Raw genomic sequence first — 23638 nt, 5'->3', positions numbered from 1 at the left:
ACGAGTCAACTGCTATGAATCTGTCCCTGACACCTTTTCGCCGGCTGAGCGGTTGCCTGCTGGCCACCCTGCTGCTGCTGATCGGCTGCAAAGAATACCTCAACGTCGAACCGAAATCGCAGATCAGCATCAGCGATGCCTTTTCCAATGTGCCCAACGCCACCAACGCCGTAATCGGCGTGTACGATGAACTGATGGGCGACAATGGCTACGGTATCCGCATCAACATGTACTACCCCTACGACTCCGATGAGATTATCGTATCGGGTAATCTCGACAACGGCCGGCGCGGCATCGGGCGCTACCAGCTGCTACTGACCAATACCGAAATCCGCAACCCGTTTCTGCAGCTCTACCGGGGCGTTGAGAAAGCCAACCTCTGCATCGAACAGATTCCGCTGATGCCGGCCTACACCAGCGGCAGCGATGCCGACAAACGGGAGCTTCGGCGGCTGCACGGCGAGGTGCTGACACTGCGGGCGCAGTTCCTGTTCGAGCTGATCCGGAACTGGGGCGATGTGCCGGCGCCAATGGTGCCTGCCTACCGGCAAACCGATCTGTTTCTGGCGCAGGCCAACCGCGACGAAACCTACGACAAGCTACTGGCCGACCTGAAAACCGCTACTGACCTGGTGCCCTGGCGCTCGGAAATAGCCGTACGCAACGAGCGCATAACCAAAGGGGCCGTGAAAGCGCTGCGCGCCCGGCTGGCCCTGTTCCGGGGGGGCTACGCGCTCCGCAGCAGCGGCCAGATGGAGCGCCGGCCCGACTACCAGACCTATTACAAAATTGCCCGCGACGAGTGTGCCGACCTGATGGCCAAACGTACGGAACACACGCTGAACCCCAATTTTGAGGATATCTGGAAACGGTACCTGAGCGCCTTTCAGTACGATCCGTTCGGCGAAATCATCTTCGAGGCCGGGGCGGGGGGCTCCAACTCGAACTCCGACAGCCGGATGGCCAACTACAACGGCCCGTCGATGAATGCGAGTTCGCGCTACGGTACGGGTGGGGGCGGCCTGCTGGCACTGCCCACTTACTTCTACGCCTTCGACTCGACCGATACCCGGCGCGACGTAACGGTAACGCTCTACGCGGTGGGGGCTACCAACCTCAAATCGCCCCGCCGGCTGGCCGAACTGACCGATGGCAAATTCCGGAAAGACTGGCGCAACCCCCTGCTGCCCGGTACGGCCCTCAACCCCGGCTATAACTGGCCCTTTATCCGGTTTTCGGACGTACTGCTGATGTTTGCCGAAACCGAAAACGAGCTGAATGGCCCCACGGGTCCTGCCATTGCCGCTTTCGAGGAGGTGCGCAAACGGGCCTACCGCCTGACCCCTGACCGGATTGGCACCACCCCCACCACCAAAGAGGGCTTCTTCAATGCCATCGTCAACGAACGATTACTTGAGTTCGGTAGTGAAGGCATCCGGAAATTCGACCTGGTTCGCTGGAACCTGCTGGGTGCCAAAATTGCCGACACCCGCCTGAAAATTCAGCAGATGCGCGATGCCACCGGCCCCTACACCAACGTACCCAAATACCTGTACTGGAAAAACAACGGCGAGGAAATTCAGTGGCTCAACTCCTTCTATAAGCCGATCACGCTGACCACGGCCCCCACCGGCTGGACCCGGCTCGACTGGGGGCAGCACCTGACCACCAACGTGATCGATGGATTGCCGCTCCACCAGGCGATGGCCCGCTTTTTCACCCCCGGCAAAAGCGAACTGTTTCCCTACGACCAGGCTACGGTCGATTCGTACCAGGGTAAACTGAAGCAGAACCCAGGCTACTAAGCCCGCTGCTGGCGGCCGGTTGGTCGCCAGCGCCTTAACCTGACCTGTACCCAATGGCCGTTAAACACCTGATTTGTGGATTGCTCCTGCTGGCCGTGTTGCCGGCCTGCCGGGCCATACAGCCACCCACCGCCGGGCGGCTGCCGGCCGCCGTACCGACCGACTCGCTGGCTGAGCGGATGCTGCTCTACCAGCGCGACAACGGGGGCTGGCCCCAGCCCGGTGGCGATGCCATCGACTACCGGAAGCCCATATCCGATGCACTTCGGCAAACGCTCCTGGCCAGCAAGAGCCGGCTCGATGCCACCATCGACGACCGGGCCACGACGCTCGAAATCCGGCAGCTGCTGGAGGCCTGGCACCGTACCCGTAACCCCGCCTATCGCGATGCGGCCCAGCGGGGCGTGCGCTACCTGTTGCAGGCGCAGAACCAGGCGGGGGGCTGGCCCCAGTTCTACCCCGATTCGAGCGGCTACCATAAACACATTACCTTCAACGATCAGGCTATGGTCAACGTGTTGTGGGTGATGGCCGATGTGGCGGCCCGCCGGGGCAACTTTGCCGATCTGGACGCCGGACTGGCGCCCCGGGCCGAAGCTGCCGTAAGTCGTGGCATCGACTGTATCCTGAAAACCCAGGTAGTCCAAAACGGTGTTCGTACGGTCTGGTGCGCCCAGCACGACAGCCAGACCCTTAAACCGGCCAAAGCGCGGGCCTTCGAACTGCCGTCGCTGAGTGGCAACGAAAGCGTTGGTATTGTGCAGTTTCTGATGAGCCGGCCTAACCCGACGCCGGCTATCAGGCAGGCTGTCGATGCGGCCGTTGCCTGGTTCGAGCGGTCGAAGCTGGTGGGTATTCGGGTGCAGGATGTGGCCGATGTCCGCCAGCCGAAAGGCCACGACCGGGTGGTAGTTGCCGATCCGGGCTCGGTGCTCTGGGCCCGTTTCTACGACCTCGACACCAACAGGCCTTTCTTTACGGGGCGTAACAGCGTACCGCGGCCGGCCCTGGCCGATATCGAAAACGAACGGCGTGTGGGCTATGCCTACTACGGCACCTGGCCCGCCAAACTCCTCTCAACCGATTACCCCGCCTGGGTGAACCAGTGGGGTAAGTAACCCCGCCCGCTACCCGTCTTTCTCTCGTCTATGAAATACCGCGTTGTTCTTTTGCTCATGGGCCTGCTGCCGCTGCTCGGCCGGGCGCAAACCATTACGGTGGCCGCCAATGGATCGGGCCAGTTCCGCACCATTCAGGCTGCGCTCAACAGCCTCGATACCACCAGCACCCGCATGCGTACCATCGTGATTCGGAACGGTACCTACCGCGAAAAACTGCTGATCGACAGGTCGTTTGTGCGGTTGCGGGGCGAGAGCGAAGCGGGGGTCGTGATCGTGCAGTCGCTGCCGCGCGACGTGTGGCGGTGCCAGCACCCCGACGACTACGGGGCGGCTACGATCAACGTGCGGGGACACGATCTGGCGTTCGAGAACCTGACCGTGCTGAATGAGTATGGCTTCAACGCCACCCGCGACACCGTTATTGCCTGTACCAACGAATCGGGGCAAACGACCACCTCGACGCAGAATCGCTACGCGCTGCCTCGTGAACAGGGCGAAACGCCCGGCACCAAAATCGTCCGTAAAGACGGGCATCAGTTTGCGTTCCGGTCGATGCCGGGGGCCACGAGGCTTCAGTTTCGCCACTGCACGTTCCGGGCCGGCGGGGGCGATACTGTCAGTCCGTGGGATGTAGACGGGGGGCTGTATTACTTTGCCGACTGCACGATGGAGGGCGGGGTCGATTTCTACTGCCCGCGGGGCTGGGCCTGGGCCGAAAACTGCCGCTTCATCTGCCACAACCTGAATGCCGCCATCTGGCACGATGGCACCAACCACGAGTCGGCCAAAACGGTACTGAAAAACTGCACGTTTGAAGGTGACCCGGGCTACAAGCTGGGGCGTTACCACCGGCCGGCGCAGTTTTTCCTGATCGACTGCCGGTTCGACGCCAACCTGGCCGATGCACCGATCTACCACGTGTCGAGCAGTCCTGAGCCGGCCTGGGGTCACCGGGTTTATTACCAGAACTGTCACCGCGCCGGGGGCGACTACGCCTGGCACGCCAATAACCTCCCCATCGATCCGCGTACGATTACCCTCGACTGGGCCTTCGACGGCCGCTGGAAACCGTGAGGCAGGTTACAGGTTGTGGTTTACGATTATCAGTATACAGTTTTCGGTTTACTGTTTTTGGTTTTTGGTAAAAAATTGGTGGTCAGTGTGTTATGTGGTCTGGTTTTGCTTTCGGCGACCCGATGAAACCGAGTCTACGCTAACCTCATACTGCCCAATTCGTCAGCCGTAACAACCACCCTGTCAGGCCGTGTCCCATACCTGTAAACCGTATACTGAAAACTGAAAACCTGCACATTGCAACCTGCACACTGAAAACGGTAAACCGCATACTGAAAACTAACCCGCTATGAAAAAACTGCTCCTGCTCCTGTTGTTGCTGCCCGGTCTGGCCCTGCGGGCGCCTGAAGATGGTGTTCGTGTTTTCCTGATCGGCGATTCGACCTGCGCCAATAAAAATCCCTACGACGCACCCGAAACGGGCTGGGGGCAACTGCTGCCCGAGCTGTTTACCCCCGCCGTTACCGTTCAGAATCACGCTGTCAACGGCCGCAGCACCAAAAGCTTTCGCACGCTGGGCCACTGGAAGGCGGTGCAGACGCAGCTGCGCAAGGGCGATTACGTGTTTATTCAGTTTGGGCATAACGACCAGAAGCAGTCAGACACGACCCGCTATGCCGCCCCCCAGACCGACTACCGCGCCAACCTGATACGGTACATCGAAGAAACGCAGGCCAAAGGCGCCATACCGGTACTGTTGACCCCCGTGATGCGCCGTAAATTCGACGAGCGCGGACAGTTTGTCGATCAGCACGGCGAGTACCCGGCCGTGGTGCGGGCTGTAGCCAGCCAGTATCACCTGACACTGCTCGACCTCCACGCATCGACCCGCGCCCTGCTCGAACAGCATGGCCCCGACGGATCGGCCAAACTCTTTATGCATTACGGGCCGGGTTTGTTTCCCAAACACGCCAACGGCATCGACGACGATACGCACTTCTCGCCCTACGGCGCCCGGCTGGTTGCCAACCGGGTGGCCGACGCGCTGGTGCAGCAAGGCAGTCCGCTCCGCAACTTTCTGCGCAAAACCGACTTCAACGGCAAATACGCCTACGAACTGCCCGTTACCTACCGGCCTTATTTCCGGCGCGATACCGTCAGCATTGTACGCTATGGCGCTAAACCCGACGGCCGCACGCTGAGCACCAGCGCCATCAATCAGGCCATCGACCAGCAAAGCCAGGCAGGGGGCGGCACGGTTATGGTGCCGAAAGGGCTGTGGCTAACGGGGCCAATCGTGCTCAAAAGCAACGTGAACCTCTACGTCGAAACGGGGGCACTGCTGCAGTTTAGCCGCAACGTCGACGATTATCCGATTGTGCTGACCACCTGGGAGGGGCAGGATTCGTACCGCTGTCAGGCGCCGATTTCAGGTGTCGGGCTGGTCAACGTGGCGCTTACGGGGGGCGGTATCATCGATGGCGGGGGCGATGCGTGGCGGGCCGTCAAACGCGATAAACTAACGGCCGGCCAGTGGACCAGGCTGACCCGATCGGGGGGCGTGGTGAACGAAAAAGGGGATATGTGGTACCCGTCGGCCAGCTCGATGAAGGGCAACCAGCTGCCTAACGCCGGCCGGATTATCGACGGGGTGAAGCCCACACCCGAAGCATTGAAGGAGATCAGGGACTTTCTGCGGCCCAACATGGTTAGCCTGACCCGCTGCCAGCACGTGTGGCTCGACGGTCTGACGTTTCAGAACTCCCCGGCCTGGACCCTGCACCCGCTGCTCTGCGAGCACATCACAGTGCGCAACGTAACGGTGCAGAACGAGTGGTATGCGCAGAACAGCGACGCCATCGACCTCGAATCGTGCCGTAACGGGGTGCTCGAAGGCTGCCGCTTCGCTACCGGCGACGATGGCATCACCATCAAATCGGGGCGCGACGAGCAGGGCCGCGCCCGGGGTATTCCCACCGAAAACATCGTGATCCGCGACTGTATCGTGTACCATGCCCACGGCGGATTTGTGATTGGCTCTGAAATGTCGGGTGGGGTGCGTAACCTCTACGTCTCCGACTGCACCTTTATGGGCTCCGACGTAGGGCTGCGTTTCAAAACCACGCGGGGCCGCGGGGGTGTGGTCGAAGATATCTACGTCAGCAACGTCAACATGACCAACATTCCCGGCGAGGCCATTCTGTTCGACATGTACTACGCGGCCAAAGACCCCGTGCCGGCCGCGGGCGGGCCGGGCGAACTGCCCGTAATTCAGGCCCAGCCGATCAACGCTGGCACGCCACAGTTTCGTAATTTCTTTATCAAAAACATTGTTTGCAAAGGCGCCGAAACGGGTATTCTGATGCGCGGATTGCCCGAGATGGCCATTCGCAACATCCAGATCGAAAACGCCATGATCGAGTGCAACAAAGGGCTGGTCTGCGTGGAGGCTGCCGATGTGCAGCTCAGAAACGTAACGCTGCTGACCCAGGCCAGCACCGTCATGCAGGTGCAGAACAGCAAAAATGTAGTGCTCGATCAGATTGGTTATACGCCCGGCAAAGCCCTGTTGCTGAGCGTACTGGGCGATCGGTCGGCGGGGGTGCGGCTGCTGCGCACCGATGGTACGAAGGCGACTAAAGACGTCGAACTCGGTTCGGGCGTGAAGGCAGGCGTACTGAGCCGACGCTAACGCGCGGGAATGGGGTAGAGCAGCCGCAGCGCGTTGAAAACGGCCTGGTGGGTGATCGTGGCGTGGTCTTCCTGCGGCAGGTAGTCGAAATGACAAACAAGGTGTTTGCTGGCGCTGCCCCGCAAGCGGTCGGCCAGCCGATTGGCGTCGACCTCCATCACGCGGGGCGTTGTGCCGGGCGTCAGGCCCTCCTTGCCTACGCCGATGTACACTGCCGTTGGTTGTCGGAAATCGGCCCGGAACAGGGGCGAAGGCTGCGTGAGCAAGGACCCGTCGTTCCACCACAGGCTGGGGCTAATGATCACGTACCGGTCGAACAGGGTGGGGCGACTGAGCAGAATCTCGGTTGCCAGCAGCCCACCCAGCGACTGCCCGATCAGGGTGCGGCCGGCACCGGCGCGGTAGTGCCGGGCCATGAATGGCTGAAGCTCCTGCTCGATGAAATCGATGAAAGCGGCCGACTGCCCGGTTGTTGGAAACTGCCGGCGATCGGCCGCGATCGTGGTCGGAAACGTAAAGTCGCGCCGGCGGTCGACATTGGCAATGCCCACCACAATCGATTTCGGGATGCGCTTGATCCAGGGAAAGGTGTTGAACTGTACCAGCCCGACTACGTGAATAAAATCTTCATCGGCCGATCCGTCGAGCAGGTAGATAACTGGGTAAGTGGTTGTATCGGCGGCCTGGAAGCCGTCGGGCAGGTAGATGTTCAGCGTACGGGTTTCGCCCAGTCGGTGCGAGCGCAGGGAGTCGATAACGCCCAGCACAAAGGGTTTTCGGGCCGCTGCTGGCGTTGGTTTAGCCGGGGTTTGCGCCTGGGCAGATGCCGCAGCCAAAACCAGCCACAGGAGAAAACAGAAACAGCGTATCGGAAAGCGCATAGGCGAGGGGGTAGGGAGCAAGGCCGGGTGGGATAGCCCACCCCACAAAACTAGTCGGCACTGGGCATAAAAAAAGCGTCGCTCCCCCCCGGGGCGACGCTATTCAGGGCCGGTCAGGACGGTTATTACTGATGACCCTGAAAGATTATTTGCTTGCCCAGTTCCAGCGTGTACATGCCTTTCCACTGGGTAAGGGTATAGTCGCCGTAGCGCCAGGTACCGGCGCCACTGTCGGGCACCTGTTTCATCAGAAAAGGCTCGGGCGCGCCCGGGTAAAAAAGCTCCGCCATACGGTCGTCGTCGGCTACGACAACGAAGGCCGACACGGTTTTACTGCCATTTTCGCCCTGATCCTCTAATCGAATAGCATCCTGGTGCAGCTGGATGCAGTCTTTTCGCACACTCGACCACGTATAGCCCGCCGAACCTTTGCACCCGTGCGCGTCGACATCGCTGCCCACCATCGGGGGCGCTGTTGAGTCGGTAGCCATCGCGTTGCCAACCGAATCGGCACTGGCCGGCCCGGTCGTCGCCTGCGTTTTGGTGTCGTTGCTGCAACTGGCGGCTGTGGCCAGGGCCAGGATCGAGAACGCGGTGAAGAGTTTACCTGATGCATTCATAGTTACCGGAGGGAATAAGCTTGTTGGTATTGAGGTCGAAGGTCATGCGCTCCTGGTAGCTGCCACTCAGTTCGTGCTGCTGACCCGTACAGGCAGGCAACTTCAGTTGGGTGGCGCGTTCGGGTGTCATCTGGGCAAGGTAGCTCAGCTGCCCGTTGCGCAGAACGGGGCTTTCGATTACGTTATCGAGTAAGGCAACGGCTTTCTTCCGGGCCAGATCATAAACAAAAATCTGTCGCACTACCCCGGTACCAATGTCGACAAAGACGTTGTTGCCCGACAGGCCGGCGAAGTACTGGGCGCCACCCTCGCCCGGCGCCACGATCGCCTGCTGATCGTCGGTTTCCGTGTTGATAAGGGTAATATGGTCGCCCATACCACCTGTATGGGGCTTGGTGACGACGCGGTAGCTGGGGTACGTAATAATGCAGGAATCGAGGCAGGTAGAACTGGTGGCCGGGTCGGTACCGGCAAACAGGCTGCTGGTAGCCGTCTGCACGGAGTCGGCCGTGGGCTGCTTCTCCGACTCGTCGCTGGCGGGCTTCTGCTGGCAGCCCGCCAGCAGGCTGGTGGCCACCAACAGCGCCGATAGCCAGATGGGTTGGTTTGTCATACGGTTTAGATACGTTACGTGTTTGGTTGGGAGAACCGGTCACTGGCAACGCCGTGATCGCTGGGAGCAAGTTTAATTGAAAACCAGTCAGGTGCGTCGGCTTTGTGGACAAACCATATGTTTCTTGGGTGCGAAGGGCACTTTCGGCGCTGGAGCGATGGTCCGTTGGGGGAGGTCAGTTATCAGGCAAGGGGATTCAGCGGTCAACCGGGGTGCTGCCGGCAGCTGCCTGGTTTTGCCGCGCCAGCCAGACCGTCAGGTGCCCGCACGTTGGGTCGGATACGACATGCGACACCACCGAGAAGCCGTGGTTTCGGAGCAGCGTCTGGTATTCGGCCGTATCGAGACTGGCGTGGTAGAGTGGTTCGCCCTGGTAGGTGCCGATGGATTCGCCATGGTCGGTGCCCGACGTAAACAGCAGGGCTGCCCCCGGGGCCGCATAGCGCCGAAACCGCCCGAACATACGGCGCTGATCGGCATGGGGCAGGTGAAAGAAACTGTTCCAGGCCAGTATGGCATCGAACGGATGCGGCAACTCGACCGTCCGCATATCGCCCACCTGCCACATGTGGTCGGGAAAACGGCGTTGGCAGAGGGCAATGAAGGCGGGGCTGGTATCGACCCCCATTATGGCGCACCCCCGCCCGATCAGGTACTGGGCAATGGGTTCGCCCATGCCGCAACCCAGATCGAGTACCGTTGGCCGGGGTGGCAACAGCGCCAGCAACCGGTCGAGCCAGACCTGTTCGGTAAGGCTGCGGCTTCGGTCCTGGTCGTAAGCCAGCGCGTGGCGTTCATACAAACCGGCAAGCTCATCGGCAGCCATGTGTTAGCGGGGGGGCTGGGCGTGTTTTTTCAGGAGCTGAATGGTGTGGTCGAGGGCCTGCGGGCCTTCCCATTCGTCGTGGCCCGGCACCACGATACGGGCGTTTCCGAAGCGGCTTTTCACGTTGCGCACCGAACCGGCCCACGCCTTCAGGTTGGCCTCACCCGTGTAGCCAAGTCCAAACGCGGCCACGCTCTTGACGAAGCAGCCGCCGTGCAGGATTCGCTGGCTGGGTAGCCAGACGACGATGTTATCGCTTGTGTGCCCTTCGCCCGGAAAATACGTGCGGATGGGTACGTTGCCAATCGTAAAGGTGGTGTCGTTGGGAAGCACGCCATCGGGCGAGGGATAACCCTGGTTAACGGTTTTCCGGGCCGTTAGCGGTGTGCTGACCACCCGGATGCCCGCTTTCTGTAGTTCAGCAATACCACCAACCTTGTCGTCGTGCGAATGCGTCACAATGCAAAGCCGAACGGGCTGCCGCAGGCTGTCGGCCACCCAGCGGAGCAACTGCCGGGTATTGTCGGTGTTGTCCTCGGTGTCCCAGCCCGTATCCAGCAGCACCACCCCGTCGTCGGTGCGAACAATGAGCCCGTTCGATGGCACCGGCTCGCCCTGATACATACCGTACGTGGTATGCACATACACCCGGTCGTCGAGCCGGCTGACCTTGAGGGGTGGTTTCTGGGGCGCGGGCTGGGCCGTGGCGAACCGGACGAGCAACAGACCGATGAGCAGTGAGGTAAGGAAGCGCATAAGCGGGGCAGAGTGGAGTAAGCGTAAAAATAAGCCTAAACACCCAAACATGGCTTCGCCTGAACCCGAATCGCCCGGGGGCAAGGGTTCAGGCGCGATAGCCGGTGGGCCGTTCATCACCCGGCAGTCCCGGCCGGAAACGAGCACAGGCCTGCCACGTAGGCTTTGGTGCCGTCGGTGACCCAGGCGTCGAGCTGGGCGGGGTCTTTCAGCTGCTGGCCGCGCATCCGGGATTACGTTCATGACGGCTGCTGGTAAACCGCTACGAAAATTTCGTACTTTGCTGACTACACCTGTATTCGAGACTACTATGCGTGTAATCCTTGACGTGAATGATACCGAATGGGGCTTTTTATCGGCGCTGTTGAAACGGTTTGACTTCGTTCGAATTCAGCAGGCGGATGTAGCGAAGCCGCTTACCGACAAATCGCAAAAACCTACGTTCAACGCCATCCAGCTGGATACAGCCGGATTCCGCTTCAACCGGGAAGAAGCCAATGAACGATAAGTTCTTCGTCGATACCAACGTGCTCATCTATTGCTACACGGTCACCGAACCAGACAAGCAGGCTCGGGCGCAACGGGCCGTTGCTGGTGAAGGCCGCTGTATCTCGACGCAGGTGTTGCAGGAACTGGCCAATACCTTACGACGAAAGTTTAAAAAAGACTGGCCGGAGATTGACGCCACGTTGCTGGAGATAATGGATCAGTTCAGCATCCATGTCAACTCACCATCAACCGTTAGCGACGCCATTCGATTAGCCGATCGATATGGCTATTCGTTTTATGATTCGCTTATACTGGCCGCTGCGTTAGAAGCAGGCTGCTCCATGCTGTATTCGGAAGATATGCAGTCTGGTCAGCGTATCGACGGCGGTTTGACTATTCAGAATCCTTTCTAGTTTAGCTGCGCCGTTGCTGCGAAGCGCTCCCTGTCAGATTGAAAAAGCCTGGGTAACAATGAATTGTTACCCAGGCTTTTTCGTTGGTTTCACCAGATACGGCTAGTCGGTTTTTTCTGCATCAGCCCCGGCCGGAAACGAGCACAGGCCCGCCACGTAGGCTTTGGTGCCGTCGGTGACCCAGGCGTCGAGCTGGGCGGGGTCTTTCAGCTGCTGACCGCGCATCCGGGGCACTTCGATATAGCCGCAGCGCAAATCGGTCAGGGCCGACATATCGCTCCAGAGTTTCTCGATCTGCGCTACCGGGTAGATATCTTCCTGGCCATGCCCCCAGCGGTACTTCACGTCTTTGATTGTCACGTAGGTTGGTATGCGCTGCGCTACGGTTCGCACGGCTTTGGCCAGCCGCGCTTCGTCGCCCGTCTGCAAATCGGCGCGGGTGAGGCCGAAGAGTTGCAGCAGCGGATCGATCTGAATCCAGGTGGTATTGGTGTTGTAATAACTCAGGTTCAGCTCATCCTCTTCGCGGGGCTGGGCCAGTCCTTCGAGCAGACGGATGTGGCCGTTGACGCGGGCCAGTCCACCCCCTCGGTCTTCGATCCGGCGCGGGACCACCTCGAACGTCAGCACGTTGCCCGACGCCAGGTGATAGCCCAGGGCCGCCGGGTCGACATCGGCCCCGAGGGTATCGATGTTGTGGAGCATGAGCGTGTCGACGGCGGGGTGTTCGGCCAGCAGGCGTGCCAGCGTGCCGTTGCGTAACAGGTTCGACACTTCGTACCAGTGACCCAGGGGCGAGAACCGCTGCGACGCCAGGTTATCGACATAGTCAGTGCCTTCGCCCTTGCTCCTGGCCCAGCCAATGAGGGTCTGCCGCACCGCGTCGCGTACTTTCTGCTTGTTTTCGTCGAGCGTTTCCTGCGGCATCTCCTCCCACAAAAAACGCAGGTCGCGCTCCATCGGTACAAACCGCTGCCCGATCGAACGGCCGGCCGAGAGGTAGGTAGGACCGGGGTACCCGAAATTACCCGTCAGCGCCAGCTTCCGGCGGATGGGCTCGTGGGTCAGGTAACTGGTGGCCACTACGTGCGGAATGGGGTTGCCATAGCGTTCGGCCAGCCGGCGGGTTTTGGCCAGGTGGATCTCGAGGAAGCTCCGGTGAACGCCTTCGATCTCGACGAAGGGGTTGATGGTTTTGATGACCCCCGCCCCTTTGGTCCAGCGGCTGCCTACACCCGCTCCCAGGCTCAACACGGCTACTTTGCCGGCCCGCAGGGCGGCTTCGCCGGCTGCCCGATGGCTGTCGAGGTTGCGGAGCTGCACCAACTCGTCGGGCCGCACGTCGTCGATGCGCGTATCGGCCGGCAGGCGGTTGCGCGACAGCCCGATGCGGCCCTTCTGCAGTTCCTCCCGAATTTCTTCGTGCTGGATGTAGTCGAAGCCGTTGTCTTTCTTGATGCGATCGGCTTTGTCGTTCTCGGTACTGCGGTTGCCCTGCGTGCTGGGGTCCGAGACCTTGAAGAGGTTGCTGACAATGGTGCGCAGCAGGGGGTAGGCCTGGCTGTTCTGGTCGCAGTGGGTAGTGAAGTAGTCGATTTCGGCCCGTCGTATGTAGGGGATCGTGGCCGGGTCTTTCCGGACCAGTTCCGACACGTGGATACCGTAATAAGGCTCGGGCATGAGCGCATCGCTGCCGTCGAGCAGATCCGACCAGGTGCCGCGCTGGTTGATACGCCAGTCGTAGACAACGGGCTCCATCGCAAACGGCAGTGAGTCCGACAGTTCGTTTTTGGTGGTACGCAGCAGCTCCAGCACCTGCTCTTTGTAAGCGGCATAATGGGCCGGATTGACAAACATCCCCATGCCCCCGCCCGACATGCCGCCGAGCATCAGAAAGCCGTAGTAGTCGTCGCCAAACTGTTTTTTGGCTTTCGCAATGAGCTGCTCGGTGAAGTAGGTCGATGCCCAGGGAATAATCGTTTTGATCGGTCCCTCCCAGTTGCGGGCGGTGTTGGCGCCCAGCTTGCGGATGTCGCCCTCCCGGATGGCGTCGAGGATATTGTCGAAAATCTGGTTGGTCTGCTGGCGGGCGGCCCATTCCTGCTGGCCCCGGAGCAGGTATTTCTCCGTCACCATTTCCAGAATGGGGCCTACGTTGGAGGCCATACCGCCGTGCATCAGCACCAGCGAATTCATGATTTTTTCCTGAATGTCGGGGTGCACCTCGTCGCCCTGCAGCACCCGGTGGCGGGGCAGGAGGGTGCCGCGGCTGATGCCGTGTTCGGGGTCGCCGGGCTGCGCAAAGGTGCCCTGAATGGCTTTGATACCGGGCCATACCCCGCCCGAATCCTGCCAGCCCCCGCCCGAGCCACCAATCCACTCGCCCAGAATGGCCCGCGAGGCCACCAGCCGCCGTTCGGCCTCATCGAGCCCGCCTTCGAGTTGCCGCGTCTGACCCGACGCCCGCATCAGCAGGCTGATGATGCAGCCCAGCAAATTGGTCGATACCGCAAAGCGCGACCCTTTCGGAATGTCGTTAACCTTGGTAACCAGCTCGATACCCATGCCCGGCGCTACCATGCGCGCCAGGATCTCGGCCAGCGACTGGTTGGTCCCTTCGAACGACGGCGGAATCAGGCCCGACGCAATCACACCGGCTTTGACCAGACTCAGGTAGTCATTCCCGAAGTTGAACAGGTCGGCCAGGTCCGACACGTCTTTGGTGGTGTTGAGGTCGATGCTGGTCAGGCGCAGCACCGGTTCGGCAATGACCCGCACGTAGGCATGCAGGGGCGGGCGAATGGCCTTGTCGCGCCCGAATACGCCGAGGTCGATCGAGATGTTGACCACGCGGGCGCCCTCGGGGTAGTCCATCCCCAGAAAGAAAATATCCGACCAGCCGCTGTGGGTCAGGTCCATACGCACCGAGGTCTGCTCGTGCAGAATGGGGTAGAACAGCGACCCGTCGGGGCGTTGCAGCAGGCGCGGATGAATCCGGATGGGGTGTTCGTCCTGGTGCCCTACGCGGAACATCCATTGGTTGCCCTTGCTGGAGCGCACGCTGCGCCGAACCTGATCGGCCAGAGTCTGGAACGAGAGCTGGTGGTAGCTGTCGGCCAGGGCGCTGAACAGGGCCGCCGAGGGACCGTGGCGGTCGAGTTCGTGCAGAAACGTAGTAATGGCCTGTTCGAACCGGCGCGCCAGCAGGTCTTCGAACCCGTGGTAGGGAATATGGCCCGTAATGGGGGTTTCGGGGGCTTCCTGCAGCGCAAACCGGAAGCCGGCGTACAGAAACAGAATGGCCCGGACCTTGTCATAGAGGTTGGGCGTCGCCTTCCGGAAATCGTCGAGTTCGCGCAGGTCGCTCAGCAACCGGCGCGACGACAGCGTCTGGCTCAGCTCGAAAAAGGAGCGATCACGCAGCGCCGGATCGGTCGACGTAATCGTTTCGATGAAAACGTTCATGTGGTGTTGATTTGAGAACGAAACCCCGGGCGGGGCGAAGCAGAACGGCGGTCAACGGCGTCAGGCCAGCTGGGCTTTGCGCATATTGGCTTCGGCCAGCATTTCGACCATGGCCGAGAGCGTTTCGTCGTGGGCGTCGCCGGCCAGCCCGAGGGCCATCTGCGCCCGCAGCAGCCCATTGCGGGTGCTCAGGTCGTAGCGGTTGCCTTTTACCTCGAGCGCCAGGTAGGTTTCGGTATCGGCCAGGTCCTGCAGAGCCGGCGTCAGCGGGGTATTGGCGTTTCCCTGCGCCAGGTGTTTGTCGAGAATGTCGAAAACAGTGGGCGTGAGTACGTGCATGCCAAAAAAGCACAGGTAGTAGCCCACGCGCAGCCCCGGGGTCTGTAACTCCAGTTCGGCCACGCTGAGCGACGGCTTTTCGATGAGTTTCTCGATCTGATAGACCCCGCTCCGGTTGGGTACGTGTTTGCCCGTCAGGGTGCCGTAGCGACCAATCTGGTGCTCGATGGTGGGGTTTACGGCCGAAACGGAACAATTTTCCTGCGTAGCCAGCTCGATCAGCTGGGTGGCGCAGCGCTTGCCGATCAGGTTCGACACGTACAGGTAGTCGCCCAGCAGCAGCAGGAAGGGTTCATTGTCGACAAACGGGCGGGCACAATGCACCGCGTGGCCGTAGCCCAGCGGTTCGGGTTGTTCGATAAACTGGGTGCGGCTGATGAGGTTGTCGATCTTGTCGGCTTCTTCGCGCGCCCAGTCGACGTTTTTGAATGATTTGACCAGACTATCCCGCAGCGAGGTGAACGCACTGACGTAGCGCGGGCCATCGCCGGGCGCGCAGATCACGCAGATTTCCTCAATACCGCTCAGGAAAGCTTCTTCGGCAATGGCCTGAATAACGGGCTTGTGCAGGCCATCGGTGTCGATGACCGGGAGCATGGCTTTCTGGATGGTATCGGCAACGGGGTACAAACGCTCACCCCGGGCCGCAGCGGTAATAACGGCTTTTCTGATTTTCATGGACAACGGACAGCAAAGGCTATTGGACCCTCAAAGTTTGCCAAAAGAACGGGATTAAACGCGTTTATCGGCCAATCGGCTACTAAATGGTTCTGAAGCCGGAACGGTGTGGGGGGCAAGAGCGAGACACTTCTGCTCATTTGACCGTCTGACTACCTATGCGCCTGGTGGTAAAGAGAAGCCGGCCACCGCGTTTTTGCCCGATCAATGAGTAAAAAAGACAATTAGTTGTGCGATTGGTACATTTTTTGGCAACACCGATGGATACCCACCGATTGCACAGGTAGTCTGCGGGGTAGTCAATGTGCTTTGTTTCGTCTGGTATTTATACGGCTATGCAGTCGCCCGCCCGATTCGGTTCCGGCCGAACGGTTCGGTGGCTGGTCATTTTCTGTCTGGTTTGTTTGGCCCGGCCCATGCTGGCGCAATATGAAGTCTATCCGGCCGGTTTCAATCAGGCCATGGTGGCCAGTGGGTTTGAGTACCCAACGGCCATGGCCTTTCTGCCCGACGGTCGCATTATTGTGGCCGAACAGGCGGGACGGTTACGGTTGATCAAAAATGGAACGCTGCTAAGTACACCACTGCTGCAAATCAACGTATACGCCAATGGGGAGGCTGGCCTGACAGGGGTTGTGGTGGATCCTGATTTTGACGTGAATGGCTACGTTTACGTTTATTATACGGTGCCTGGTAGCCCGCTTCACAACCGGATCAGTCGGTTCAGGGTGGTGGGCGATCAGGCCGTGGCAGGTAGCGCAACGACGATTCTGGACCTTGATCCGTTGGGGTATGCCGAACAGCACAATGGTGGGACCATGCGGTTTGGGCCCGATGGTAAGATGTACGTTGGCGTGGGTGAAAGCCGGGTGCCCGATAACGCCCAGAACCTTGACAAATACCTCGGTAAACTGCTGCGTATCAATCCGGATGGCACGGCTCCAGAAGACAACCCGTTTCCGGTTGGTTCGGCACAGCGCCGGCGTATCTGGGCCTATGGCCTCCGCAATCCGTTTTCGTTCTCGATTCAGCCGGTCACGGGCCGGATTTACGTGAACGATGTAGGCGAGGGCAGCTGGGAAGAAATTGACGATGCAACAACCGGTGGCCAGAACTTTGGCTGGCCGTTGGTTGAAGGCACAGGAACCGATTCCAGTTACACAAATCCCGTCTTTGCGTATGATCATACCAACGCCCGATGCGCCATAACGGGGGGCACGTTTTTCAATCCGGATCAGACTAGCTATCCAGTCAATTACATAGGCAAATACTTTTATCAGGATCTGTGTACCAGCATCATCCATTACCTGACCTTCAACGAAAACGGACAGGCGGTACCCGTGGTGTTTGGCCAGAATCTGCCCGGTCAGCCGGTGGGCTTACAGGTTGGCGTCGACGGAAACCTATATTTTCTAAGTCGTCACTTCAAAGCCTTGTACAAAATAGTCTACGCCAGCAACGCCCCCCCACACCTGACGGGACAGCCAGCCAGCCAGCGCGTACCCCTGGGGCAGTCGGCACGGTTTAGTGTAATGGCTATGGGGTCGACCCCGCTTGTTTTTACCTGGACGCATAATAACGATACTATCCCGAACGTGACGGGACCCGTATATACCATCCGGCAGGTAGCGGCTGCCGACTCAGGGTCGTATCGCGTATCGGTGCGCAATGCATTCGGGCAGGTTGTTAGCCAGCCCGCGTCGTTGTCGGTCGATGTACCCAATGCGCCACCTGTCGCTACTATCCTGACACCAGGCGCCAGTCTGATGTATTCAGCCGGCGATACAATTCGATTTACTGGCCGGGCCAGGGATAATGAGGACGGACTATTGCCCGACAGTGTTTATGTCTGGACGTTGTCGTTCCACCACCACACCCATTACCATGATAGTCCGCCGATCGCGGTAGGCAAAACCCAGGGCCAGTTTGTAGTGCCGCGGCTGGGTGAGACCGACGAGGATGTGTTTTACCGGCTTATGCTCACGGTCATGGACAAAGACGGAGGAATCGGCATGGACTCAATTGACATCCACCCCAGACTGGTGACACTTCGTTTCGAATCGAATCGGCCGGGGCTACGTGTGGCGCTGAATGGACCGTTGATGTCAACCCCCCACCAGCAAACCTATGTGGCCGGCATCCAGTTGACCCTGAGTGCCCCCGCATCGCAGACAGTCAACGGTATAACCTATACCTTCAAAGAATGGAATAATCCTCCCGACAGTTCGCAGACGTTCATTGTTCCCGATACCAGCACTACTTTTCGGGTAACTTATCAGATGCAGCCCTGTCTGGTACCAACAGCGACCAGGATGGGGGCAATCACGGATACGACGGCTGTACTTTCCTGGCTTGGGGAAGGGGCTACCACAGATACCCGATTTACATTGCGGTGGCGAGCGACGGCCGACACGACCTGGAAACGGGTCGAGAACCTACTGGTCACTAATGATGCTGGCCAGTATGCGCTGGGGGGCTTGCAGCGGGAAACGGACTACGAGTGGCAGGTCAAAGCTGATTGTGGTACCGATACCACCGCTATGTTCAGTGAACCCGTGCGTTTCAGAACCCGGGGTGTTTGTCAAACCGTGAAAGCGGGTTCCTGGAGCGACACGACGGTCTGGTCGTGCAGCCGGGTACCCACCGATCAGGATATCGTGTGGCTTCGGCATTCGCTAACCGTACCGCTAACGGTAACGACATTGGGGCAGAAGCTGATTTATGCCCTGCCTGTTCGATTAACGATGGAAAACGCAGGCAGGCCCGGTCTTGGACGACTGTCTCCCTGACCTCGTCTGTATACGCGTTCCGATAGATTCAAAAAACGCCCCCGGCTACACGCAGTGCGCAGCCGGGGGCGTTGGTCTGTTGGGTGAAGTCGCCACTACAGCAACTTATCCAGCGTAATAGGAAGGTCGTTGACCCGCTTGCCGGTGGCGTGGAAAACGGCATTGGCCACGGCGGCCGGCATGCCAACGATACCAATCTCGCCCAGTCCCTTCACGCCCAGTGGATTGACGATCGTGTCGTCTTCATCCACAAAAATGACGTCGAGGTCATGAATATCGGCGTTGACGGCCACGTGGTACTCGGCCAGCGAGTGGTTCATAAACCGGCCGTAGGTCGTGTCCATCTTTGTTTCTTCCTCGAGGGCCTTGCTGATTCCCCACACCATACCGCCCAGAATCTGGCTGCGGGCCGTTTTGGGGTTTAGAATCCGGCCAGCCGCTACGGCCGTTACCGCCCGCGTTACCCGCACATTGCCCAGATCTTCGTCGACTTCGACCTCTACGAATACGGCTGAGTGTGCACTCCGGGTGTATTTGCGCTGCTCCAGCGCGTTGGGCAGGGTGGTTGTCTTTTCAACAATGGCACGACCCCCGTTCTGGTTGACCAGTTCGATCAGTGCGATCGTGACCGTGGGGTCGCTGGTGAGGTGCATGTGCTTGTTGGCAAACGTAACATCCTCCCGCTTGGCTTTGCTAAAGGGCGATTTGGGCATCTTCTGCGCCATCTTCAGCAGCGTTTTGCCCAGGTCCTCGCAGACCCGCATTACGGCTGTGCCCACGGTAGCCGCCGTCCACGAACCACCCGAGATCAGCGAAAACGGCATGTCCGAGTCGCCCAGTCTGAAAATGACGTCTTCGACCGGGAAGCCAAGCGTATCGGCTGCAATCTGCGTCATGATCGTGTAGGTACCCGTGCCCATATCGGCCGTGGCTGAACTCACGCGCAACTTGCCGTTGACCGTCAGCACAGCCTCGGCGGTCGTAAACATCTGGTTAGCATCCCAGATACCGGTTGCCATACCCCAGCCCACCAGGTTATGCCCCCGACGGGTAGACCGGGGTTCAGGATTGCGTTTCCACCAGCCAAACCGCTCGGCTCCCTCGTGGAAACAGGCCCGCAACTCTTTGCTGGAGTAAGGCAGGTCTTCCGCTTCATTGCGCTCGGCGTAGTTCTGCAAGCGGAATGCAACCGGATCGACCTTCATAGTATAGGCCAGTTCGTCGATGGCACATTCGAGCGCCGATACACCCGTTACGCCACCCGGTGCCCGCATGTCGAGGGGGGTATATACGTCGAGGTCGACTACCTTGTAATCGAGCATCACGTTTTTAGCGGGGTAGAGCATGCCGGCCCAGTTTACCACGATTTCGGTGTAATCTTCAAAACGCGAGGTTTCACCAACGGCGTCGTGGTAAATGGCGTTGAGCGTGCCATCGGCAGTGCCGCCCAGCGCGATGTGCTGCACGGTGGCGGGGCGGTGCCCAAACGTGAACATTTGCTGGCGGGTCAGCACGACCCGTACCGAGCGTTTAAGCGCGCGGGCCGCCAGTACGGCCAGAAACAACTGATACTGGGGCCGTAGCCCCGATCCGAATCCGCCACCCATGTAGGGTGCGATAACCCGTACATCGTCGGACGACATGCCGAAGATCTGGGTTACGTACATCTTGGAGTTCGTAACGCCCTGCGTTTTGTCGTAGATTGTCAGCTTGCCATTGCGTTCGTAGGCAACGGTGGTAGCAAACATCTCCATCGGGTTGTGGTGCTCCGGCGCGTGAACATACGTGCCTTTCATTTTCACATCCGATGCCTTATAAACACCTTCGAAATCACCCCGTGGTTTGGGTGGTGGTGGTTTGAGCAGGGTGGCAAACCCGGTTTTGGGTTTGTGGGCTTTGTCGAGATTGGCTTCAAAATCCGTTACCGGCGTTTCTTCCTTATAGTCTGTCTGGACCAGCGATGCCGCATAGCGGGCCAGTTCAAACGATTCGGCTACGACCAGCGCGATTGGCTGGCCGCTGTATTTGATGCTGGCGTCGTAAAGCGGGCGGAAGGGCGACCCCGGCGGGGCATCCTGATCGTTATAGCTGATATCGAACCAGGCCACTTTGGGCCGGTTTTCGTGGGTCAGTACGGCCAGCACACCGGGCAGACTCAGCGCCTTGCTCGTGTCGATGCGGGTAATTTTCCCTTTGGCAATGGTGCTCGACACCACGTAGCCATACGTAAGGTCGGGCACACTGAACTCGGCGGCATACTTGGCTTCGCCGGTTACTTTGGCCTTACCGTCGACCCGGTTGAGGGGTTTTCCGATTGCGTTGCTCATGATGTCGGGGTTAGTCAATAGGTTCCTGTTTGGCGGCCATGCTCAGCGCACGGACGATGGCGCGTTTGGCCAGTTCAATTTTAAAGCCGTTGTGGGCATAGCCACGGGCACCTTCGAGCAGGGCGTCGGCAACCAGCCGGTAGTTGGCCTTGGTGGCGACTTTCCCCGTCAGCAGGGCTTCGGCTTCGGGCTTGCGCCAGGGCTTGTGGGCCACTCCGCCGAGGGCAATCCGCACGTCGGTTACGGTATCGCCGTCGAGCTTGAGCCCCACCGCTACCGATACGAGTGCAAAGGCATACGAGGCCCGGTCGCGTACTTTCAGGTACGTATGGTTGTCGGCAAAGCCATCGGCCGGCAGGTCGATAGCCGTTACCAGTTCGCCGGGCTGTACCGTGTTGTCGAACTGGGGCTCATCGCCGGGCAGGCGGTGAAAATCGGCAATTGGGATGGTGCGCTCGCCGTTGGGGCCGCTTACCCGAATCGTGGCGTCGAGAGCCGCCAGGGCTACGCACATATCCGACGGGTGGGTGGCAATGCATGAGTGGCTCGTTCCCAGAATAGCGTGGATGCGGTTGTAACCGTTGAGGGCTCCGCAGCCTGAGCCCGGCTCCCGCTTGTTGCAGGGGGTAGCCAGGTCATAAAAGTAATAGCAGCGGGTGCGCTGAAACAGGTTGCCGCCATTGGTGGCCATGTTGCGCAACTGGGGCGAAGCACCGGCCAGAATGGCCTGCGAGAGCAGGGGGTAGCGCGTTTCAACGTCGTGATGGTAGGCCGTGTCGGCGTTGGTGACCAGGGCGCCGAGCCGCAGACCACCCTCATCGGTGGGGGTGATGGTGCTCAGCGGCAGCTGATTGATATCGATCAGCCGGTCGGGCCGCTCCACGTTTTCCTTCATCAGGTCGAGGAGGTTGGTGCCGCCGGCAATAAACCGGGCGTGGGCGTGCTGACTGCGATCGTCGATCGCCAGCGCCACCTCGTCGGGGCGGGTGTATGAGAAGCTGTTCATGGGTTAGGCGTTGTCGGTTTTGTGCATGACCTCGCTGATGGCGTCGACTATATTGGTGTAGGCACCACAGCGGCAGATGTTGCCACTCATCAGCTCCCGGATGTCGTCGTCGGTTTTGGCGCGACCTTCGCTAAGCATACCTACAGCCGAACAAATCTGCCCGGGTGTACAGTAGCCACACTGGTAGGCATCGTGGTCGATAAAGGCCTGTTGCAGCGGGTGCAGGTCGGCACCGGCGGTCTGGTTGGCCAGCCCCTCGATGGTGACGATACTGGAACCGTCTTTCATAACGGCCAGCGTCAGGCAGGAGTTGATGCGTTTGCCATCGACGAGTACGGTACAGGCTCCGCACTGACCATGATCACAGCCCTTTTTCGTGCCGGTCAGGTGCATGTGTTCGCGGAGGGCATCGAGCAAGCTGGTCCAGGGAGCCAGCGAGAGGGTTTTTTCGACCCCGTTGACCGTTAGCCTGACGGGTTGCGCCGTAGGGACCGAGGGGGTCTGTTCGGTTGGCGGATTTACCAGAGTTTCCATAGAGAAAAAAAGAGATGAGCGTACTGTCCATAGAGTGAACCACCGGCAGTCCGTTTTGTCTATCCAGCGGCCAACTTGCTTATTTAATGGCGATTTAATCAGCCTGAAGAGCGGGCGTTGCCGCGCGGGTGAAGCGCAAGCAATCAGCTGATTAGCGACGTGTCCAGCCCGAATGGCGAATCAGAAATAACTTCGGTCTGGCGAGATAGACTTATTTTTAGACGCGATTAAACTATTGTCCGGTCTGGATACCTAATTTACGGTCTGAAACCTGGCTGGTAGCCGGGTGTCGAACCACCCGGATTCATTTAGTCGCATAAACCCCCTTCGCCCCATGGCATTTTCCCCCAAACTGTCCCGGCATGATTTTTTGAAGGCCGGCGCGCTGGCTACGGCGGCCGCCTTGCTGCCCCGCACCAATCTGCTGGCCAAACCCGCTACCCAGTCGCTGGGCGTTCAACTGTACACCCTGCGTAATGAACTGCCCAAAGACCTGGAGGGTACCCTGCGGCAGGTGGCTAAAATCGGGTACAAGGAAGTTGAACTCTTCTCCTATGCCGATGGCAAGTTTTTTGGCAAAACGCCCACCGAGTTCAAGGCACTACTCAAGAGCCTGGGGCTGAGCGCCCCCAGTGGTCACTATACCACCGGCAACGTGATGAAGGGTAAAGGAACCCTGACCGACGACTGGAAACGGGCCGTCGACGATGCCGCTACCGTAGGACAGAAATACATGGTCTGTGCTTACCTGTTCCCGCCCGAACGTACCAAACTCGACGATTACAAGAAGTTTGCCGAGCTGTTCAACAAGTCGGCCGAAGTGTGTAAAGCGGCTGGTATTCAGTTTGCCTACCACAACCACGACTTCGAATTTCAGCCACTCGAGGGGCAGGTGCCATATGATCTGCTGCTGAGCCAGACCGATCCGAAGCTGGTGAAAATGGAGCTCGATCTGTACTGGGCAACGTTTGCCGGACAAGACCCCGTGGCGCTGTTCAAGAAACATCCCGGCCGCTTCCCGCTGTGGCACGTGAAAGACATGGAGAAAACGCAGGAGCGCGCTTTTGCCGAAGTGGGCACGGGCTCGATTAATTTCCAGCGCATCTTCGACGCCCAGAAAACCGCCGGCCTGAAGCATTACTTCGTGGAGCAGGACGTCTGCAAGCGTCCTCCTCTGGAGTCGATCGCCATCAGCTACCGCAACCTCGAGAAAGTACGGGTGTAAAAGACCCGGCCGCACAAACACAAACCGGGTCCGGTCGAAACAGCA

At 59.5% G+C, this 23638-nt stretch carries 18 protein-coding genes; 8 read left to right on the top strand and 10 right to left on the bottom strand.

Translation table 11 applies throughout. The annotated features are described in order from the left end of the window. The first annotated feature begins 14 nt into the window (after positions 1-14). The 4 genes from ACYVAC_RS15910 (at position 15) to ACYVAC_RS15895 (ending at position 6632) form a co-directional block, all read left to right on the top strand. Positions 15-1805, top strand: a complete 1791-nt coding sequence (locus ACYVAC_RS15910; RefSeq protein WP_461098735.1) for a RagB/SusD family nutrient uptake outer membrane protein — start codon at positions 15-17, stop codon at positions 1803-1805. Positions 1806-1858: 53 nt separating this feature from the next. Beyond that, on the top strand, positions 1859-2923 hold the full coding sequence (gene pelA / locus ACYVAC_RS15905; protein WP_461098734.1) for a pectate lyase: 1065 nt from the start codon (positions 1859-1861) through the stop codon (positions 2921-2923). 30 nt (positions 2924-2953) lie between these two features. Further along, positions 2954-4000, top strand: coding sequence for a pectinesterase family protein (locus ACYVAC_RS15900; RefSeq protein ID WP_461098733.1), 1047 nt, complete (start codon positions 2954-2956; stop codon positions 3998-4000). 289 nt (positions 4001-4289) lie between these two features. After that, entirely contained in the window at positions 4290-6632 is a 2343-nt protein-coding gene (locus tag ACYVAC_RS15895; RefSeq protein ID WP_461098732.1) for a glycosyl hydrolase family 28 protein, read from the top strand. On the opposite strand, the gene ACYVAC_RS15890 is transcribed toward ACYVAC_RS15895, so the two are convergent. The 5 genes from ACYVAC_RS15890 to bla all read right to left on the bottom strand — a co-directional run bounded on the left by ACYVAC_RS15890 (position 6629) and on the right by bla (position 10328). Further along, the gene (locus tag ACYVAC_RS15890; RefSeq protein ID WP_461098731.1) at positions 6629-7513 is read right to left on the bottom strand and encodes an alpha/beta hydrolase; all 885 of its coding nucleotides are present in this window, start codon (positions 7511-7513) and stop codon (positions 6629-6631) included. The two genes, ACYVAC_RS15895 and ACYVAC_RS15890, sit on opposite strands and share 4 nt — an antisense overlap. A 125-nt stretch (positions 7514-7638) precedes the next feature. Continuing rightward, positions 7639-8133: a hypothetical protein gene (locus tag ACYVAC_RS15885; RefSeq protein ID WP_461098730.1), complete on the bottom strand. Its 495-nt coding sequence runs from the start codon at positions 8131-8133 to the stop codon at positions 7639-7641. Continuing rightward, positions 8117-8746, bottom strand: a complete 630-nt coding sequence (locus ACYVAC_RS15880) for a hypothetical protein (protein ID WP_461098729.1) — start codon at positions 8744-8746, stop codon at positions 8117-8119. The genes ACYVAC_RS15885 and ACYVAC_RS15880 overlap by 17 nt, the downstream gene beginning before the upstream one ends. Positions 8747-8942: 196 nt before the next feature. Continuing rightward, a complete protein-coding gene (locus ACYVAC_RS15875; protein WP_461098728.1) occupies positions 8943-9572 on the bottom strand; it encodes a class I SAM-dependent DNA methyltransferase in 630 nt (209 codons plus the stop codon). A gap of 3 nt (positions 9573-9575) precedes the next feature. After that, positions 9576-10328 (bottom strand): subclass B1 metallo-beta-lactamase, encoded by a 753-nt coding sequence (gene bla, locus ACYVAC_RS15870; protein ID WP_461098727.1) that lies wholly within the window; start codon positions 10326-10328, stop codon positions 9576-9578. Between the two features lie 310 nt (positions 10329-10638). Here bla and ACYVAC_RS15865 point away from each other — a divergent pair, with 310 nt between their 5' ends. Together ACYVAC_RS15865 and ACYVAC_RS15860 are read left to right on the top strand one after the other, a co-directional pair. Then, positions 10639-10836 (top strand): hypothetical protein, encoded by a 198-nt coding sequence (locus ACYVAC_RS15865; RefSeq protein ID WP_461098726.1) that lies wholly within the window; start codon positions 10639-10641, stop codon positions 10834-10836. Further along, positions 10826-11230 (top strand): PIN domain-containing protein, encoded by a 405-nt coding sequence (locus ACYVAC_RS15860; protein WP_461098725.1) that lies wholly within the window; start codon positions 10826-10828, stop codon positions 11228-11230. Before ACYVAC_RS15865 ends, ACYVAC_RS15860 begins: the two co-directional genes overlap by 11 nt. Positions 11231-11332: 102 nt before the next feature. Here the strand turns inward: ACYVAC_RS15860 and ACYVAC_RS15855 are convergent, their stop codons facing one another. Beyond that, entirely contained in the window at positions 11333-14695 is a 3363-nt protein-coding gene (locus ACYVAC_RS15855; RefSeq protein WP_461098724.1) for a UTP--glucose-1-phosphate uridylyltransferase, read from the bottom strand. A 60-nt stretch (positions 14696-14755) separates the two neighbouring features. After that, a complete protein-coding gene (locus ACYVAC_RS15850; RefSeq protein WP_461098723.1) occupies positions 14756-15712 on the bottom strand; it encodes a UTP--glucose-1-phosphate uridylyltransferase in 957 nt (318 codons plus the stop codon). Between the two features lie 335 nt (positions 15713-16047). Here ACYVAC_RS15850 and ACYVAC_RS15845 point away from each other — a divergent pair, with 335 nt between their 5' ends. Then, positions 16048-18501 (top strand): PQQ-dependent sugar dehydrogenase, encoded by a 2454-nt coding sequence (locus ACYVAC_RS15845; protein ID WP_461098722.1) that lies wholly within the window; start codon positions 16048-16050, stop codon positions 18499-18501. Between the two features lie 95 nt (positions 18502-18596). On the opposite strand, the gene ACYVAC_RS15840 is transcribed toward ACYVAC_RS15845, so the two are convergent. From ACYVAC_RS15840 to ACYVAC_RS15830, 3 genes are read right to left on the bottom strand one after another with little or no spacing between them, the layout of a single operon-like run. Further along, on the bottom strand, positions 18597-20828 hold the full coding sequence (locus ACYVAC_RS15840) for a xanthine dehydrogenase family protein molybdopterin-binding subunit (protein ID WP_461098721.1): 2232 nt from the start codon (positions 20826-20828) through the stop codon (positions 18597-18599). A 10-nt stretch (positions 20829-20838) separates the two neighbouring features. Then, entirely contained in the window at positions 20839-21834 is a 996-nt protein-coding gene (locus ACYVAC_RS15835; protein WP_461098720.1) for an FAD binding domain-containing protein, read from the bottom strand. A 3-nt stretch (positions 21835-21837) separates the two neighbouring features. Then, entirely contained in the window at positions 21838-22368 is a 531-nt protein-coding gene (locus ACYVAC_RS15830) for a (2Fe-2S)-binding protein (protein ID WP_461098719.1), read from the bottom strand. 334 nt (positions 22369-22702) lie between these two features. Here ACYVAC_RS15830 and ACYVAC_RS15825 point away from each other — a divergent pair, with 334 nt between their 5' ends. Then, positions 22703-23593 (top strand): sugar phosphate isomerase/epimerase family protein, encoded by an 891-nt coding sequence (locus ACYVAC_RS15825; protein ID WP_461098718.1) that lies wholly within the window; start codon positions 22703-22705, stop codon positions 23591-23593. The last annotated feature ends 45 nt before the right edge of the window (positions 23594-23638 follow it).

This window comes from Spirosoma luteolum (assembly GCF_054778875.1).
The sequence above is the reverse complement of the archived record's forward strand: the minus strand, read 5'-3'. Positions and strand labels throughout refer to the sequence as shown.